16 protein-coding genes are annotated in these 15,171 nt (G+C 33.7%); 13 read left to right on the top strand and 3 right to left on the bottom strand.

What is annotated here, in order from left to right; all coding sequences use genetic code 11:
* Nucleotides 1–25 precede the first annotated feature (25 nt).
* Nucleotides 26–1,078, bottom strand: coding sequence for a DUF1611 domain-containing protein (locus ASJ80_RS14155; protein ID WP_069582989.1), 1,053 nt, complete (start codon nucleotides 1,076–1,078; stop codon nucleotides 26–28).
* A 543-nt stretch (nucleotides 1,079–1,621) separates the two neighbouring features.
* Between ASJ80_RS14155 and ASJ80_RS14145 the strand changes: the two genes are divergently transcribed.
* The 4 genes from ASJ80_RS14145 to ASJ80_RS14130 all read left to right on the top strand — a co-directional run bounded on the left by ASJ80_RS14145 (nucleotide 1,622) and on the right by ASJ80_RS14130 (nucleotide 4,757).
* Nucleotides 1,622–1,969 (top strand): roadblock/LC7 domain-containing protein, encoded by a 348-nt coding sequence (locus ASJ80_RS14145; RefSeq protein WP_048080111.1) that lies wholly within the window; start codon nucleotides 1,622–1,624, stop codon nucleotides 1,967–1,969.
* Between the two features lie 123 nt (nucleotides 1,970–2,092).
* Nucleotides 2,093–3,040, top strand: a complete 948-nt coding sequence (locus ASJ80_RS14140; RefSeq protein ID WP_069582987.1) for a 3H domain-containing protein — start codon at nucleotides 2,093–2,095, stop codon at nucleotides 3,038–3,040.
* A gap of 93 nt (nucleotides 3,041–3,133) precedes the next feature.
* Nucleotides 3,134–3,691 carry a ZPR1 zinc finger domain-containing protein gene (locus tag ASJ80_RS14135; protein ID WP_069583012.1) on the top strand — a complete coding sequence of 186 codons (558 nt, stop codon included), beginning with the start codon at nucleotides 3,134–3,136 and terminating at the stop codon, nucleotides 3,689–3,691.
* Nucleotides 3,692–3,890: 199 nt separating this feature from the next.
* Nucleotides 3,891–4,757, top strand: a complete 867-nt coding sequence (locus tag ASJ80_RS14130) for a PAS domain-containing protein (protein ID WP_069582986.1) — start codon at nucleotides 3,891–3,893, stop codon at nucleotides 4,755–4,757.
* Between the two features lie 215 nt (nucleotides 4,758–4,972).
* Here the strand turns inward: ASJ80_RS14130 and ASJ80_RS14125 are convergent, their stop codons facing one another.
* Nucleotides 4,973–5,386 carry a ubiquitin family protein gene (locus tag ASJ80_RS14125; RefSeq protein WP_069582985.1) on the bottom strand — a complete coding sequence of 138 codons (414 nt, stop codon included), beginning with the start codon at nucleotides 5,384–5,386 and terminating at the stop codon, nucleotides 4,973–4,975.
* Nucleotides 5,387–5,691: 305 nt separating this feature from the next.
* Complete coding sequence (gene nadC, locus ASJ80_RS14120) at nucleotides 5,692–6,522, bottom strand: carboxylating nicotinate-nucleotide diphosphorylase (RefSeq protein ID WP_069582984.1); 831 nt, start codon at nucleotides 6,520–6,522, stop codon at nucleotides 5,692–5,694.
* A 102-nt stretch (nucleotides 6,523–6,624) separates the two neighbouring features.
* Between nadC and rnz the strand changes: the two genes are divergently transcribed.
* The 9 genes from rnz to ASJ80_RS14075 all read left to right on the top strand — a co-directional run bounded on the left by rnz (nucleotide 6,625) and on the right by ASJ80_RS14075 (nucleotide 15,120).
* Nucleotides 6,625–7,524 carry a ribonuclease Z gene (gene rnz / locus ASJ80_RS14115; protein ID WP_069582983.1) on the top strand — a complete coding sequence of 300 codons (900 nt, stop codon included), beginning with the start codon at nucleotides 6,625–6,627 and terminating at the stop codon, nucleotides 7,522–7,524.
* A 117-nt stretch (nucleotides 7,525–7,641) separates the two neighbouring features.
* Nucleotides 7,642–8,406 (top strand): mechanosensitive ion channel family protein, encoded by a 765-nt coding sequence (locus tag ASJ80_RS14110; protein WP_069582982.1) that lies wholly within the window; start codon nucleotides 7,642–7,644, stop codon nucleotides 8,404–8,406.
* A gap of 187 nt (nucleotides 8,407–8,593) precedes the next feature.
* A complete protein-coding gene (locus ASJ80_RS14105) occupies nucleotides 8,594–9,202 on the top strand; it encodes a class E sortase (RefSeq protein WP_069583011.1) in 609 nt (202 codons plus the stop codon).
* A 317-nt stretch (nucleotides 9,203–9,519) separates the two neighbouring features.
* The gene (locus tag ASJ80_RS14100; protein ID WP_069582981.1) at nucleotides 9,520–9,771 is read left to right on the top strand and encodes a 4Fe-4S dicluster domain-containing protein; all 252 of its coding nucleotides are present in this window, start codon (nucleotides 9,520–9,522) and stop codon (nucleotides 9,769–9,771) included.
* A gap of 455 nt (nucleotides 9,772–10,226) precedes the next feature.
* Nucleotides 10,227–10,550, top strand: a complete 324-nt coding sequence (locus ASJ80_RS14095; RefSeq protein WP_245837590.1) for a 4Fe-4S dicluster domain-containing protein — start codon at nucleotides 10,227–10,229, stop codon at nucleotides 10,548–10,550.
* 12 nt (nucleotides 10,551–10,562) lie between these two features.
* The gene (locus ASJ80_RS14090; RefSeq protein WP_069582979.1) at nucleotides 10,563–11,117 is read left to right on the top strand and encodes a hydrocarbon binding protein (contains V4R domain); all 555 of its coding nucleotides are present in this window, start codon (nucleotides 10,563–10,565) and stop codon (nucleotides 11,115–11,117) included.
* On the top strand, nucleotides 11,117–12,028 hold the full coding sequence (locus ASJ80_RS14085; protein ID WP_069582978.1) for an NADH-quinone oxidoreductase subunit B family protein: 912 nt from the start codon (nucleotides 11,117–11,119) through the stop codon (nucleotides 12,026–12,028). The genes ASJ80_RS14090 and ASJ80_RS14085 overlap by 1 nt, the downstream gene beginning before the upstream one ends.
* Nucleotides 12,029–12,043: 15 nt before the next feature.
* Nucleotides 12,044–13,492, top strand: coding sequence for a Ni/Fe hydrogenase subunit alpha (locus ASJ80_RS14080; protein ID WP_069582977.1), 1,449 nt, complete (start codon nucleotides 12,044–12,046; stop codon nucleotides 13,490–13,492).
* Nucleotides 13,493–13,761: 269 nt separating this feature from the next.
* Nucleotides 13,762–15,120: a roadblock/LC7 domain-containing protein gene (locus ASJ80_RS14075; protein ID WP_069582976.1), complete on the top strand. Its 1,359-nt coding sequence runs from the start codon at nucleotides 13,762–13,764 to the stop codon at nucleotides 15,118–15,120.
* Nucleotides 15,121–15,171 lie beyond the last annotated feature (51 nt).

Genomic DNA, 15,171 nt, shown 5'->3' with positions numbered 1-15,171 from the left:
TCAGGTGGGTTTTACAGGTTGGTGATTAGTTTAGTCCTACATAATCAATAATTACATCCAGTAATCTTGATGCCCCACCATTTTTAATATCTACTGCTGGCAATTTGTATCTTTCCTCATACTTTAATATATCCTTTTTGTCGCTAACGTTCCTCATATTTAGAGAAATGCCAACAACTTTAGTAGGTTCTACAGCTTCTATTGCTTTTATTTCGTAGTCTATTCCTCTTGGTTCTCTAAAAGGATGATTAGGTCTATGGCAGACTACAACAGCATCAGACCTTGAGCCTATGAGTATTGCAGCTGAAAGGCCTCTTGGATGGGGGTTTCCATCTTCAGTTAAACTGGATTGTCCTTCCACAAAGATAATATCGGGGTTCTTTTCTTCTTCGATATATTTCATAGTCCCCATGATTGCTGCAGCAACGTCCATAACTGAAAGACTTCCTGCTCTAAAATTAAGATCTGCTGGGCTTTCAAGTCCCATTTCATCAGTTGAAATTACAGCTGCATTTAAACCTTTTTCCTGTGCTGTTTTTCCAAGAATTCTTGTAGTTGTTCTTTTACCGCACTCTTGAGAAGTACCACCTACAAAAACAACTGGTGCTTTAGGTTTATACGTAATTTTTGGAAGTACTTCGGTACATTGGGAAGGTGCAGTTCCAAATATTTTATTAATAACATCTAAGCGGGAACTAATTTCTTTTATGACTACACCTTTTGATTTGGCAAATTTTAAAAGAGATGCGTTCTCTGAAAGTGATAATGACCTGAATGAAGTTATAACATTTAGTCCGTTATCTATAGCTTGAACAGCGTATTTAAGCGCAGCCCCTTCAGCGCCGATTGGAAGCATAATTGCAATGCTTTTGGCGTCTGTTTTTCCAATGAGTTCAGTTAAACTTGAAGATATTACATTGTCGCAAAATTGCATTCCCTGTTTTTTAATACTATCATCAACAAAGCCAACAGATTTTACTCCTTCGAAATTGGCGAATTTTTCACCACCCCCGCCGCATCCGACTATTATAAAAGGGTTAAGCTTTTTAAATTCTTCTACAGAAGTTATGTCATACAAATAATCACTCCATTATCATTTAGTTGGAATAAGTGTGAGTTTACATTATCTATTTATTTAATAAATATTAAACCAAGTTATATACTTTAAGATATATAATTTATGTATCTATATTCAATCTATTGTGGAGGTTGAGGAAAAATCTGCGATTTTTCGAACATTTGGAAATCAAGATTTCTGATGTCCCAAACGCTTCGCGTTTGAGGACCCCAAAATCAAAGATTTTGGAGGTTGGGGAAAAATATTTGCATTTTTCTAAAACCACAAAAAATGCAAAGGATTTTTTGGAGGTTCTCAAAATCATAAGGATTTTGGAACCCCAAAATTTTCAATTTTGGAGGTTGAAGAAAACCTCTCAAACACTTCGTGTTTGGAGCGCAAAAATTTTTAATTTTTGCAAGCTTCGGTTTTCTGAACCTTTCGAAAATCAAAGATTTTCGAAGGCCCGAAACTGTCAAAATTTATAATTTTGACGCCCCGAAAACAGAGTTTTCGAGGGCTATGTGTTCGAAGGCCCCAATTATCTTTAGTTGGAGGCATAGTATGATAGGAAGAGTACTTAAGGACTTAGGCAGGATCAATGGAGTAAATGGATCTTTAGTAGTAGGAAAAGACGGACTAATTATTGAAAGCGAGGTTCCTGGAGATATAGATTCAGAACTCGTGGCAGCTATGTCATCAGCAGTTTTTGGTACAGCCGAAAGATCTGCTGAAGAGATGAAACATGAACCTTTACAACAGGTTATGATTGAGGGACAGTTAGGTAAAACTTTGATGATAGATGCTGGTGAAGGAATTCTGGTTGTTATTACCGATATCGACATAAATCTGGGTTTAATCAGGATTGAAATGAGAAGAAGTGCAGAACGTGTAATCGATCTTCTTACCTAAATGCTGATATTTGGTGTGCGTTAAAGTATTTAACAACATTGGATAATAATATTTAATATAATAATATTAACATATTTATCCTAAACTCTTTGTGTTTTTTTATATTGATTTGGAGATGATCGGTTGAGAAAACCCTATGTTATTTTGATAGGAAGTGCTTCTGGAATTGGAAAATCGACTATAGCATCAGAGTTAGCTAAGATATTGGGAATAAAGCACTTAATCGAGTCGGATTTTATAAGAGAAATAGTTAGGGGAGTAATTGGGCCTGAATTTGCCCCGGCGCTTCACAAATCATCTTTCGATGCATATATAACAATACGAGACAAGGAAAGGTATAAAACTAATGCTGCTTTAATAAATGCTGGGTTTCAAGAACATGCTTCATTTGTTATCCCTGCTATTGAAAAAGTTATAAAAAGGGCTGTAGATGATTTTGATGATGTTGTAATTGAAGGCGTGCACCTTGTACCTGGTTTTGTTAACATCGACCAATTCCAGGACGATGCAGATATTCATTTTTTTGTACTTAATGCTGATGAAGAGATTCATAAGGAACGATTCGTTAAGCGAGCCATGAAAATAAAACGTGGCGGCAAACATCTGGAATATTTCAAAGAAAACAGGATAATTAATGATTATCTGGCTGAACAAGCCAATGAACATGGAGTTCCAGTTATTTACAATGATGAAATTGAGACTACAGTTAAGGTAATGCTCACACACATAAGACAAATCTGTAAAACTCTGAAATTAAAACATGGTGTGGATAGTATAGAAGATGAAACTAATACTGTGCTAAAGTATGGTGGCAGGATGGAAGATATATCCTATTTTATACATGGTTTTACAGAGCCGCTGCGCAGGAAAATCAATGTTTATGATCCAAAAGAAGCACAACGCTTTTTTGCATCATTAGAAAGGAATAAAAAGCGTAAAGATGATTTAGAAAATATTTATGATCTTTCAGACAATATTCACAGCCATAAATTATGTGCCCCTGATGAAGAGAGCCTGAATAAAATGATAAAAGAATTAGATGAAAAGGGATATTTGATTAAAGAACAATAAAATATTTAATTAAATATTGTTTAATACTATTTTTGATATTTTTAACTATTTTTTATTAATTAAGTGATAAGGAGAGAAATAATTTTGAATGAGATGAAAATTGATTGTCCGGTCTGTGAATGTAAAAATTCAATGATAGTCATAACAAAAACAGAAAATATCCCCTATTTTGGGGAAATAATGGAATCAACAGCTAAATGCCATGATTGCGGATACAAACATTCGGATATAATGTGTCTTGAGCAAAAAGAACCAGTGAGATATGAATTAAAGGTGGATAAATCCAATTTGAATGCGAGGGTTATCAGATCTCAATCAGCTACAATCAGCATACCTGAACTTGGCTTAAAAGTAGAACCCGGTCCAAGATCACAGGGTTATGTCTCAAATGTGGAGGGTGTGCTAACTAGATTTCATGATGCCGTTATTACTGCTATGAATCTTGTTGAAGATGAACAATCTAAGGAAAATGCTTCTAATATCTTAAAAGAGCTTGAACGAGTTAAAAATGGGGAAGATACTGTCACAGTGATAGTTGAAGATCCTTTTGGCCACAGTATTATAATTCATGAAGATGCACTCAAAAGAAAATTGACTCTGGAAGAGATAAAGAACCTGAAAACAGGTTTTACAGTATTTGAAAACGAGTAATGCTGGTGCTGTTTAAATAGCTTTGCGAGATTAATTAAATAATTTAAAAAGTTGTTTTAATTTGGAATCTGCAGTATGTCTAATTAGATGGTATGTATTATATGCATGGAATAACATAAGAAATATATGTATTTAATGTTTATGAAGTTTAAAAAAGTTAGAATTATCTTAAAAGGTACATAATGGGAGTATATTCTAAATGAAACGGAAACCTAACTTAAATAGTAATGAGGAAGGTAAAATTGAATCTGAAGAATATGGCCCGCTGCCAGGTCTAGATTATCAGTTTTTTGAGTATATGCAGGAAGGAGTGACTGTATACGCAGTATTACGTGATGAATCTGGAAAAGTAGTGGATTTAGTTATAACTTACGCTAATATCGCTGCTTACCGGCAGAAAAAATCCTTAAAGAAGGGTTTAATTGGAAAAAGCATTAAAGATCTTTATGGTTATGAAGCAGTATCTACAGATCTTAAAAAGGCTAATGAAGCAGTATCCACTGGAAGGGGCGTGAAATACGATGTTCATTTCATTCCATTAGATAAATATTTCTCTGTTTCGGCATTTTCGCCAAAAGAAGATGTGTATGTAACTTTAACAATTGATATAACAAAGCAGAGAAAGGCAGAGGAAGAAATGCAAATTGAACGCCAGAAACTTCTTGATATAATTGAATTTTTGCCGGATGCTACATTTGTAATAGATGAAAATAAAAGGGTAATTGCGTGGAATAAAGCTATTGAAGAAATGACTGGTACTCTCAAAGAGGATATTTTAGGTAAGGGCGAATATGCTTATTCTATGCCTTTTTATGGCGAAAAAAGGCCTATTTTAGTTGATCTGATTTTTTTAAGTGAAAAAGAGATGGAAGATAAATACGCTTATGTGAAAAGGGAAGGAAAAACTTTATTTGCTGAAGTATTTGTAAGTAATCTCTTTGGCGGAAAAGGGGCTTATGTATCTGTAAAAGCGTCTCCACTCTATGATCGTGAGGGAAATCTTGTTGGTTCTATTGAAACCGTTCGTGATATAACCGAATTAAGAAAAGAATTATGCCCTAAATGAATATAAATTTTTAATTTTTCGGATGATTTAATAGTTTAAATGAAAAAAGAAGTGTTTTAGAAGTTTACTCGATATGAGCATCTTCTTTTCGGCTCTCAAATAAATTTTGAGAGCTGACAAACACTTTGTGTTTGTCGCTCCAAAATTCTATGAATTTTGAGAGCTTGCAAAATTTTTAATTTTGCAGGCGCCGAAAACCTACGGTTTTCGAGAGATTAGTATACTGTGTCTTCAACGTCTTTTAATTTTAATGTCCTTCGGACATCTAAACTTAAAGCGTCACAGTCTGCTTTAATAGCATCTAAATGTTTTAATATCCTTTCTTTTTCTTCATTAATTCTTTCTACATTTTTGTAAGGATATATTGATTCTTTCAGCATTTCGTATTCTATTGTTGTGTAAGGATATTCATTGAGCTGTTTGCAGACTTTTTCAAGGACGTCTCCTAAAAACTTGTTCATTTCAACTTTGACACGTTCTCTTATCATTTTGTCGCTGTCTAAATGCTGTTTCATTAATCTTACGACTTCTGCTTTTGCAAATGGTAAATCTTCAGCTTCTTCTTCTTGTCCTTCTTCTTGTCCTTCTTCTATGTTTTCTTCAGTTTTTTGAATTTCTTCATCTGACATTGAATTCCTCCTTGTAAATTTAAAAATTGTGTAAAACTAAATTTTACATCTATAACTATTTTGTATCTAGTTTCATTTTAAGCATCAATGCATATAAATTTATGCATAAATAAGGGCCACTTCTTTAATTATTTTACACATGATGTAAATTATTTCCAGTCGCAATTATATATTAACTTGTAAAAATTCTACATAAAATTAAAGCACCATTAGTTCAAATTATGATAACTGAAAATATCGATTATACTTATGATTTGAATATTATGAAACGCCGTATATGGATGCTTGGTCAATGTATTACATGCCTAAAGTATCTCTAAACTCAAATCCAGAGACTTTGAAGAATGAGTTATATATCCTGCCGAAATGATATCTGCATTTGTTTTTGCATATTCAACAATATTTTCAGGCTTTATTCCACCTGAAACTTCCATTAAAATGTCATTTCTTAAATTCATTGATTCGAGTGTTGAAATGATTTTATCAATCTCTTGAGGGTTCATATTATCCAGCATTATAATATCTGCCCCTGCTTCTGCAGCTTCTATGGCACCTTTTTCGTCTTCCACTTCTATTTCAATTTTTTTGGTGAAACTCACATTCTTTTTGGCCATAATTACAGCATCTTCAATACTGCCAACAATGGCAATATGATTATCCTTAATGAGGACAGAATCATCTAATCTGAACCTGTGAGTATCTCCACCACCTACTTTAACTGCATTTTTTTCAAAAATTTGTAGTCCTGGTGTTGTTTTACGTGTACCTGCCAGTATAATATTTTCATTCACTTCCCTTATTTTTTGAAGGGTATTAAACGTTAAAGTTGCAATGCCGCTCATTCTCATGAGGAAATTCAATGCAGTACGTTCTAAACTTAAAACTGTACGTGCATTTCCTTTAATTTCCATAATAATATCGTTTACTTTTACACTATTTCCGTCATGTTTTTTAACGGATGATCTAATTTTAAATTCATTAAATAAATCAGATACAGCATCAATTCCTGAAATAATTCCATCTTCTTTAGTTATTATTATTCCCTTTGTTTCCAGGTCTTTAGGAATCAAGGCATTGGAGGTAATATCCTCAAAACCTATATCCTCATAAACCATTTGCTTTAGAATATCTCTCATATTAAATCCCTGTTTAGCTATATAAAGTAAAAGATATAAATAAATAACTCAGAAATAATCGATTATAGTTAATTTTATAAGTTATATCTAAGGTGAAATATTATGGAGCTTGTATTTTTAGGAACATCATCTGCAATCCCTACCAGTCACAGGAATCACTCTTCAATAGCATTAAAGGCATTTGGAGAGATTTTTTTATTTGATTGCGGTGAAGGCACACAGCTTCAGATGTCAAAGGCTAAAATAAGTCCTATGAAAATAAACAATATATTTATAACTCATTTTCATGGAGATCACATTCTTGGACTTCCAGGAATAATTCAATCAATGGCTTTTAGGGGAAGAAAAAATCCGCTGCATATATTTGGTCCTAAGGGCCTTGTTGAGATGGTAAATATTATAAGAAATTTTGGATATTTTTCACTCACCTTCGAAATTTATATGCATGAAATTGAGGATGGAATTATAATTGAGGCAGAAAATTATAGAATAAGCTGTTCTAAGATGAACCACACGGTTTTAAACTTTGCATATAGTATATATGAGAAAAGAAGACCTAAGTTTATAAAGGAAAAAGCGATAGCCCTTGGAATTAATCCTGGCCCTGATTTTGGGAAACTTCAGAGGGGTATTGCAGTAAAAGTAGGAGATAATATAATACATCCCGAACAGGTACTTGGAGAAGAGAGAAAAGGGCGTAAAATTGTTTATTCTGGGGATACAACCCCTTCAGATCAAATGCTGGAATTTGCAAAGGATGCAGACCTTTTAGTACATGAATCTACTTTTGAAGGTAAGTATGGAGATGAAGCTGGTGAAATGGGCCATTCTACTTCGGTTCAAGCTGCAGAAATTGCAAAAAAAGCAAATGTTAAAAGATTGATATTAACTCATGTAAGTACAAGATATAAAAAATCAGATATCCTTGAAACTGAAGCAAGGGAAATATTTGAAAATTCAACAGTTGCAGAAGATTTTATGCAGATAGAAGTGGAGCGCTAGCTGTTAGTTAATAATCTAATTTTTAAATAATAAATAATTCAGTAACAATTTAAAGAATAAACATATTTAAGTCCATGACAGAAATTAAGAACTGGTAAATTGAGGAACGTGAAATAAATGGGTATCAGTGAAATGCTTTTAAATCTACAACTTGATTCTATTATTGCAATTGGAGTTACTTTAGTTGCAGCATTTTTAATAGTAAGATTGACGTCCCGTTTTCTTAAAAACTCTCAAATTAAATGGGATCTTGATGTAACTATGGTTCAAGTTTTAAATGAAATTATTAAGTATACAATTTATCTAATTGCTGCAGCTGTAATCCTCGGATTATTTGGAATCAATTTAACTGCCATTGCTGTAAGTTTAGGGGTAGTGAGCATTGTTGTTGGTTTTGCAGCACGTGACACGCTTTCTAATTTTATTGCAGGAATGTTCATATTTTTAGATAAAAGTTTTAGAGTAGGAGATATTATTGAAGTATCTAATCAGAAAGGAAAAGTAGTTAAAATGGGTTTTAGGCTCACTACTATAATTACATATGATAAAAAGATTATAACGATTCCAAATGCACTATTTTCAACCAATCCATTCATAAACCATACAGCATCAGATACAAGAAGGGTAGATCTGGATATAGTTATACCTTATACTATGAATCTTGAAGAAATTTCAAAATCCCTTGAAGATATGGCTACTGGATGTGATTGGGTCCTGAAAAAACCTAAACCAAAAGTTATAGTTAGAGAACTTATAGATGTGGGGGTCAGATTAACGCTATGTGTGTGGGTAAATGATCCATGGAGAGTTACAGAACATCGCTCTGCTCTTGGAAAAGCAGCTAAGAAGCTTTTAAGGGATGAAAACACAAAATATGAATAACTGAGGGATGCAATTATTAAATAATATACACTTTCTAAAACACACAGAGGCCCATTTAAATATTTTTGGATATGTTCTCATTTTAAATGATATTTAACACGTTTAAATAGATGAATTAACAATATATCTAATTAAATTTTTTTAACTAGCGGTATATTATACGGAAGATGATCAGATGGATTTAACAATGTCTAAATATAAAATTTTAGCTGTTGTAATTGTTTTAGTGTGCGTAATTGTGTCTTCAGCTGTAATAATCGTTGGTTACGAGAAATCCAAGGAATTAAATGCATATCAAACTAATTTATACCTTCGTGGAAATGGAAGTGCTCCTGTTGATGTATTAAGCCCTTCAACTACTAATTCTGTATCTGGAAGTACATCTGATGTATACCGGATTGTAATTCCAAGAATAGGAGTTAACGCCAAGATAAATTCTGAGACTGTAAATGGATATAATACTGTTTATCATTATCCTGAAAGTGTCGAACCTGGTCAAAATGGAGAATGTGGTTTATTAAGTCATAGGACACATTATTCTGGATTATTCCGCCAACTTGGTAGTTTAAAGGTTGGAGATCAGGTTATAATAAAAGATTATACTGTATCTAAAAAATATATTTATAAAGTCACATCAAATGGTGATGACATCCGGTGGGATTATAAAGAAAATCCAATTTCATTTGCTCAAAGTGGAGAGCCACGGTTGTTACTTATAACATGTTACCCTCCAGGACGGAAGCTGGCAGCTTACATAGTCCATTGTAAACTGGTTTCTACAACTTCTTTAACTTAGTTTTAGAATTTATTTTCTTTATTTTGGAAGTCACAACATCTGGAATTATTTTATAATTGATGGTGATAATCTAGTTAATTGACTCTTTTTGGTAAAATTTAGGTGCTGAGTTATTATTTAGTAATAACTTCTTATTGTAAGTTATTGTGACTGCAAACACTTAATGGAAATATTTAATAGTAAAGAAATTCTATATGTTAAGTTTTCCTGAATGTTTAAAAACTATGGAATTATTTTTTCGTATTCTGGATAAAATAATGGAAAATTAAAGTACATCAATTTCCAGAGACTCTAAAGAAAAAAACTGGACTGATACTATGGTAAAAATAAAAGTAGACGAGGGCGCATGCGTTGGATGTGGATCTTGCGTTGAGGACTGCCCAAACGATGTGTATGAATTGGATAGTGAGCATGGTAAGACTGTTGTAGTGAATGAAAAGGATTGTATGGCGTGTTTGTCATGTCACGAGATTTGTCCTTCCCAGGCACTGGAACACAACGACATACCTGTAGCCAAAAGGCTTTATATCGATCGAAAAGTAAACCAGGTTATAAATAAAATATTATAGGGCCTTAAAAATAATATCTAGTGGAATAAATGCATAAACAAGTACACTAAAAATATATTCTAAATAAGTATGTAATGGTAACAAGGCTCTTATTATCGGCCGTTTTTTTAAAATACGGCTAAAATAATTATTTGACCTGAAAAAAGTTTTTAAGCTATTTATTGAATAAAAGTAGTTGACATGGTTGGGAAACTTATAGATATCAAAGCGAAACACAAACCATACAGACTGGATAAGGGTCTTAAAACCAGGATAATTTGATATAATAATTAAATTTACTATTTTTTTATAATTTTGACTCTCCTTTTTATTATTAGGTAATAATTTGTTATTATAATTTACAGAGTGTTACAAACATGTAATATAAATCCTTAATAGTAAAGACGTTTTATATAGAAAAATATCCCTACAAGGTAATATTAGAGATTGAATTAATTTTTTTTAATTCAAAAAAATTGTGTAGGAAAGATTTAATTGGGTTAAACATCTTTCTAAATTGCTTTAAAAGGAAAAATGAGGGGATTGCTATGGTAAAAATAAAAGTAGACGAGGATGCATGTGTGGGATGTGGGTCTTGCGTTGAGGATTGTCCCAGCGATGTGTATGAATTGGATAGTGAGCATGGTAAGACTGTTGTAGTGAATGAAAAGGATTGTATGGCGTGTTTGTCATGTCACGAGATTTGTCCTTCCCAGGCACTGGAACACGATGATATACATGTTGCTAAAAGACTTTATATTGACCGAAAGGTAAATTCAACTATAAGCAAAATAATATAAGGAGTTTTGGACATGGAAATCGAACATAAAGAAATAAGAGGCGATTTTAAACCTGAACTAATTCCTCCAGAAACTGGTGGAGACATCAATGACTATGAAGAAGCCCTTCACGTTCTTATGAAATTTGTAGGATCTATGTCAAGTGCATTAGAACAGGTTTCTGGGCGCGGTGCAAATGCTATTGTTTATCAGGCCGGGAAGAGAATGGGACATGAAGCCGGTAAAATGACTGAAAAAACCGATGACCTGGAAAAAGCCATGACTGAATTGAGTAAAATACTTGGAATGGAATTTTATTTTGAAATGTGGAAACCATCAGATCAGGAAGGATACACTATTGAGAAGGGCCACGAAACAATTGTAAAACTTTTATTTATGGATTGTGTTGTAAGACAAACTTTAAGAAGGACAGGTTTACCTCAAAAAGGACCATTATGTTATCTTTTGTATGGATACATGGTTGGAGCTGTGGAAGAAGTTATGAGTATCAAGGGAAAACTTGATATAGACCATGTAGGACCAAATGCTTGTCTTAAAACCCTAACTATAGGATGGGGTGGTAAATAATGGTAAAAATTGCACTTGAATGGCTTGCCGGCTGTTCTGGATGTGAAATTTCGATTCTTGATTTACACGAAGGAATAATGGAATTACTTAAAGAAGCAGATATTGTTTATGCACCAGTTTTAATGGATGTAAAAGAAGTACCAGATGATATTGATATTGCAATAGTTTCTGGTTCTGTACGAAATAAAGAAAACAAAGAAAGGCTTGAAGAATTACGTAGAAAGTCTAAAACATTAATAGCATACGGAACATGTGCATGTTACGGAGGTATAACTGGAATGGCAGATCTTTACCGGCCGGAAGATGTAACAGCAAGGATTTATTCTGACAATCCAAGTACTGAAGCAGCTGATGTGCCTTCAGAAGTAGTTCCAGAATTATTACCAATTGTTCACCCTGCAGGTGATTTCACAGAAGTAGATTATTTTTTACCGGGATGTCCTCCTAAAGAACTTCTTGTTTGGGATATATTAATGCCTTTAATTAAAGGAGAAGCTCCAGATGTTCCTAAAAAGAGCGTATGTGCTGACTGTTCAAGGTGGATGGATCACGTGGAATTTGACAAACTTAACAGGAGAATTGAAGGAGATCCAGATCCTCAAAAATGTTTCTTAAGCCAGGGCTATGTCTGTCTAGGTTCTGTTACACTTGGAAGGTGCGGTGCACTATGTACATCTGCAGGTATCCCTTGCCATGGTTGTGGTGGTCCTTCTCTTGATGTTTTAAGGGAACCAAGCCACGATGTATATAATGGTGTAATAAAAAGGATAGCTCACCTTTCTAAGATGCCAGAAAAGGATGTTGAGAAACAAATAAGAGATATTGGGCACGTAATATATGGATTCGTAATTGGAAGTACAATTATGGAGGATAAACAGGTTTCATTGATCCCTCAGCTGGTCAAGAAATAATAGAAGCGTGATAATATGAAACAGATAGAAATAAATCCAGTAACAAGAATTGAAGGACATGCAAAAATCACAGTTCAGTTGGATGATTCTGGAAACGTTTCAGATGCTCACTTTCATGTAATGGAGATAAGAGGATTTGAAAAATTCCTGGAAGGGGCAGCAGTTGAGGAAGCTCCTAGGATAACTCCACGTATATGTGGAATATGTCAAACTGCCCACCATTTAGCAGCTGCTAAAGCTACTGATACTGTTTTTGGTTTGCAACCTCCAGAAGCCGCTAAAAAACTGAGAGAGCTCATGCTTCTTGGTCAATATATTCACTCACATGCATTACATTTTTATTTCCTGGGTGCACCAGACCTTGTATTAGGACCGGATTCTGATCCTACACAGCGAAATGTGATTGGAATCATTAAAAAAGACCCTGAACTTGCAAAAATGGCAATAAAAACCAGGAAGGTCGGTCAAGATATAACAGAAGTGGTGGGAGGAAAAGCGATACATCCAGTCACTGCTGTTGCAGGTGGACAGACAAAGGCAATGAGTGCTGAAGAAAGGGCTAAACTGTTAGAAGCTACAAAAAATGCTATTGAACTTATAGAAAAAGGTGTTGGAGTAGCAAAACCGCTATTTGAACAGTATGCTGAGGCAATTGAATTATTGGGTCCAGTTGAAACTTATTTCGGTGGTTTAACCAATAATGGCAATCTTGAAGTTTATGATGGTCCTATGAAAATAATTGATAAAGCAGGAAATTCTGTTCATGAGTTCCAATCTTCTGATTATTTGGACTACATAGAAGAAAAGGTACAGCCGTGGTCTTATCTTAAATTCCCATACCTTAAACAAACAGGATTCCCTGATGGTAACTACAGAGTTGGGCCTCTTGCAAGGTTAAATATAGCTGACAATGTTCCAACAGAAAAAGCCGGTGCACTGTACGGTGAGTTCAAAGATAAGTTTGGAATTGCGCAAAACACTCTTCTGTACCATTATGCTCGTCTTATTGAGTTAATGTATGCTGCAGAAAGATCCATGCAGCTTTTAGAGGATGATGATATAGTAAGTACGGAGATAAGACAGTTCCTCAGCGAACCGTTAATGACAAGGGATGAAGCAAGACAGTCCAGCGAAACTAAAAGAGGTGTAGGAATAATAGAAGCCCCAAGGGGATCTCTTATCCATGATTACGAAACAGACGCTGCAGGAATAATAACACGTGCAAACCTTGTGGTTGCAACAGGTCAAAACAATCTCTCTATGGATATTGGAGTAAGAGAAACAGCTAAAGCTCTAATTAAAGGTGAAGAAGTCTCAGAAGGTATTAAAAATCAGCTTGAAATGATTATAAGGGCATATGATCCATGTCTTTCCTGTGCAACCCATGCAATCGGTGAAGACTCACCGCTTTTAGTAGATATACATGACAGCGAAGGCGCTCTCTTAAAAAGGCATTTATTGTAACTGAATAGTTGCATAATTATTTTATTTTTTTTATTTTCCAAAACAATATGTGTTTGGCCCTTAAATCATAGAATGATTTGGGAATTTAATACTTATTTTTTTTTAAATCTGTTCATTAAACCATAATTGTGTTTAAGATAAAACTTAAAAACTATAAACATAAACTAGAATATATTTGAATATTTAAAAATGCTAAGTATGATCAACCAGTCTTAGATAAGTTACTAATGATTATATTTGGGATATTTTAAATGAATCAGTGTGGTTATATGGATTCTGATATAGAAAACCAATTAATAAAAACTTTAAATAATTTGGATAAAGTTGAAGGCATAGACGGCAGTTTAATCGCTGATGACAGTGGTAACGTACTCTGCCATACTCTGTCTAAAGGAACAGATACATCTCTTTTTGGCTCAATGGCTCATGTAATTATGAGTTCATCAACAAGGCTGCTGAGTTCAGCGAATGGGAGAGAAATTCAAAGGGTACTGGTTGAATCTTATGGAGGAAAGGCTCTTTTTTTACACATGGAAAATACATATTTCATCGTGCTTATGGAAATATCTGCAAATGTAGGGCTGGTAATGGTTTCTGCTAAAAGAGCGGCAAGAGATATAATGAAAATTACGAGAGGTATAGTTTGGGAAGTTCCAGTTGAAAAAGAAGTACTTATAGATTCTCAGGAAGAAATTCAGGCTACCTCCACTTTGGAAGTATTAGATGCCCATGATAATACAGAAACAGAAACTGTTAAAATTGAAAATGAAGCGTCTGAAGGATTAGAAACTGAAGAACTAAATGGGGAAACAGTGGATAAACTCATTGAAACTGAAGACTTAAAAGAAGTATTTGCAGAGGTCATAGGAACTGAAAAATTAAATGAAATAGTGGAGTCTGAAGAGTTTAAGGCGTTAGATATTAAAGAAGCAAAAGAAAAGCTTTCAGAAATGTTGGAGGTTGAAGAATTATCAACTGTAGCTACAGAATCTGAAACCATATCCAATGAAATAGATATCCATGAAATTGAATCAAAAGTCGAAGAAACTGAAGTTCAAATAAAAATTTCAGAAGAAGACCTTGAAGAAGTTCTGGAAGAAAATCAAGAAGATACTGAAGAACCAAAAAGCGGTATTCCGGTTATAAAACCGCCAATTTCATTCCCAAAACTACCTGAAAACATTGAAATACCTGCTGGAGATAAAGAAAAATCTGATCTGATTTTAAATATATATGAATCTGTATTTCTGGCAATGTCAATCGGAGCAAGCAAAATTATGGGTGTCTCACCTGCAAGAGGGCTTATAAAAAGGTTTTTACCTTTAGATGGATGTAAAACTCTTTTGGATGGTGTTGATGTAAAAAGTAATTCTGTGGTTGATTTTGATAAGATAAAGGAAAATGCTGAAAATATTCCTTTAAATGAAAGATCAAATATACTTATCACTGATTTTAGTAAAATAATTGACATTATAACTGAAAACTATGGTAAAGTAATGGGATATGGAGCTTTTAGAGGAATAGTCCGTAATGAATTTAAAACAATTAATAATTCATATGGAAGAGCCATGAATGATCTTGGAATTAAAGATAAAATTCATCCGGAGTTAATAGTTCTTTTTAAATAAGTTAATTACGTATTTTTAGTTTTTATTGAACCATTTATTAAAAAGCAGGGT

The organism is Methanobacterium bryantii (assembly GCF_002287175.1).
In the GTDB taxonomy this organism is placed as follows: Archaea; Methanobacteriota; Methanobacteria; order Methanobacteriales; family Methanobacteriaceae; genus Methanobacterium_D; species Methanobacterium_D bryantii.
Note: the sequence above shows the minus strand (reverse complement) of the source record. Positions and strands in the feature narration are given on the sequence as shown.

Coding starts and splice junctions, on each gene's coding strand:
- ASJ80_RS14145 (WP_048080111.1), top strand. CDS start 1,622: ATGATAGGAAGAGTACTTAAGGACTTAGGCAGGATCAATGGAGTAAAT.
- ASJ80_RS14135 (WP_069583012.1), top strand. CDS start 3,134: ATGAAAATTGATTGTCCGGTCTGTGAATGTAAAAATTCAATGATAGTC.
- ASJ80_RS14130 (WP_069582986.1), top strand. CDS start 3,891: ATGAAACGGAAACCTAACTTAAATAGTAATGAGGAAGGTAAAATTGAA.
- ASJ80_RS14125 (WP_069582985.1), bottom strand. CDS start 5,386: ATGTCAGATGAAGAAATTCAAAAAACTGAAGAAAACATAGAAGAAGGA.
- nadC (WP_069582984.1), bottom strand. CDS start 6,522: ATGAGAGATATTCTAAAGCAAATGGTTTATGAGGATATAGGTTTTGAG.
- rnz (WP_069582983.1), top strand. CDS start 6,625: ATGGAGCTTGTATTTTTAGGAACATCATCTGCAATCCCTACCAGTCAC.
- ASJ80_RS14110 (WP_069582982.1), top strand. CDS start 7,642: ATGGGTATCAGTGAAATGCTTTTAAATCTACAACTTGATTCTATTATT.
- ASJ80_RS14105 (WP_069583011.1), top strand. CDS start 8,594: ATGTCTAAATATAAAATTTTAGCTGTTGTAATTGTTTTAGTGTGCGTA.
- ASJ80_RS14100 (WP_069582981.1), top strand. CDS start 9,520: ATGGTAAAAATAAAAGTAGACGAGGGCGCATGCGTTGGATGTGGATCT.
- ASJ80_RS14090 (WP_069582979.1), top strand. CDS start 10,563: ATGGAAATCGAACATAAAGAAATAAGAGGCGATTTTAAACCTGAACTA.
- ASJ80_RS14085 (WP_069582978.1), top strand. CDS start 11,117: ATGGTAAAAATTGCACTTGAATGGCTTGCCGGCTGTTCTGGATGTGAA.
- ASJ80_RS14080 (WP_069582977.1), top strand. CDS start 12,044: ATGAAACAGATAGAAATAAATCCAGTAACAAGAATTGAAGGACATGCA.
- ASJ80_RS14075 (WP_069582976.1), top strand. CDS start 13,762: ATGGATTCTGATATAGAAAACCAATTAATAAAAACTTTAAATAATTTG.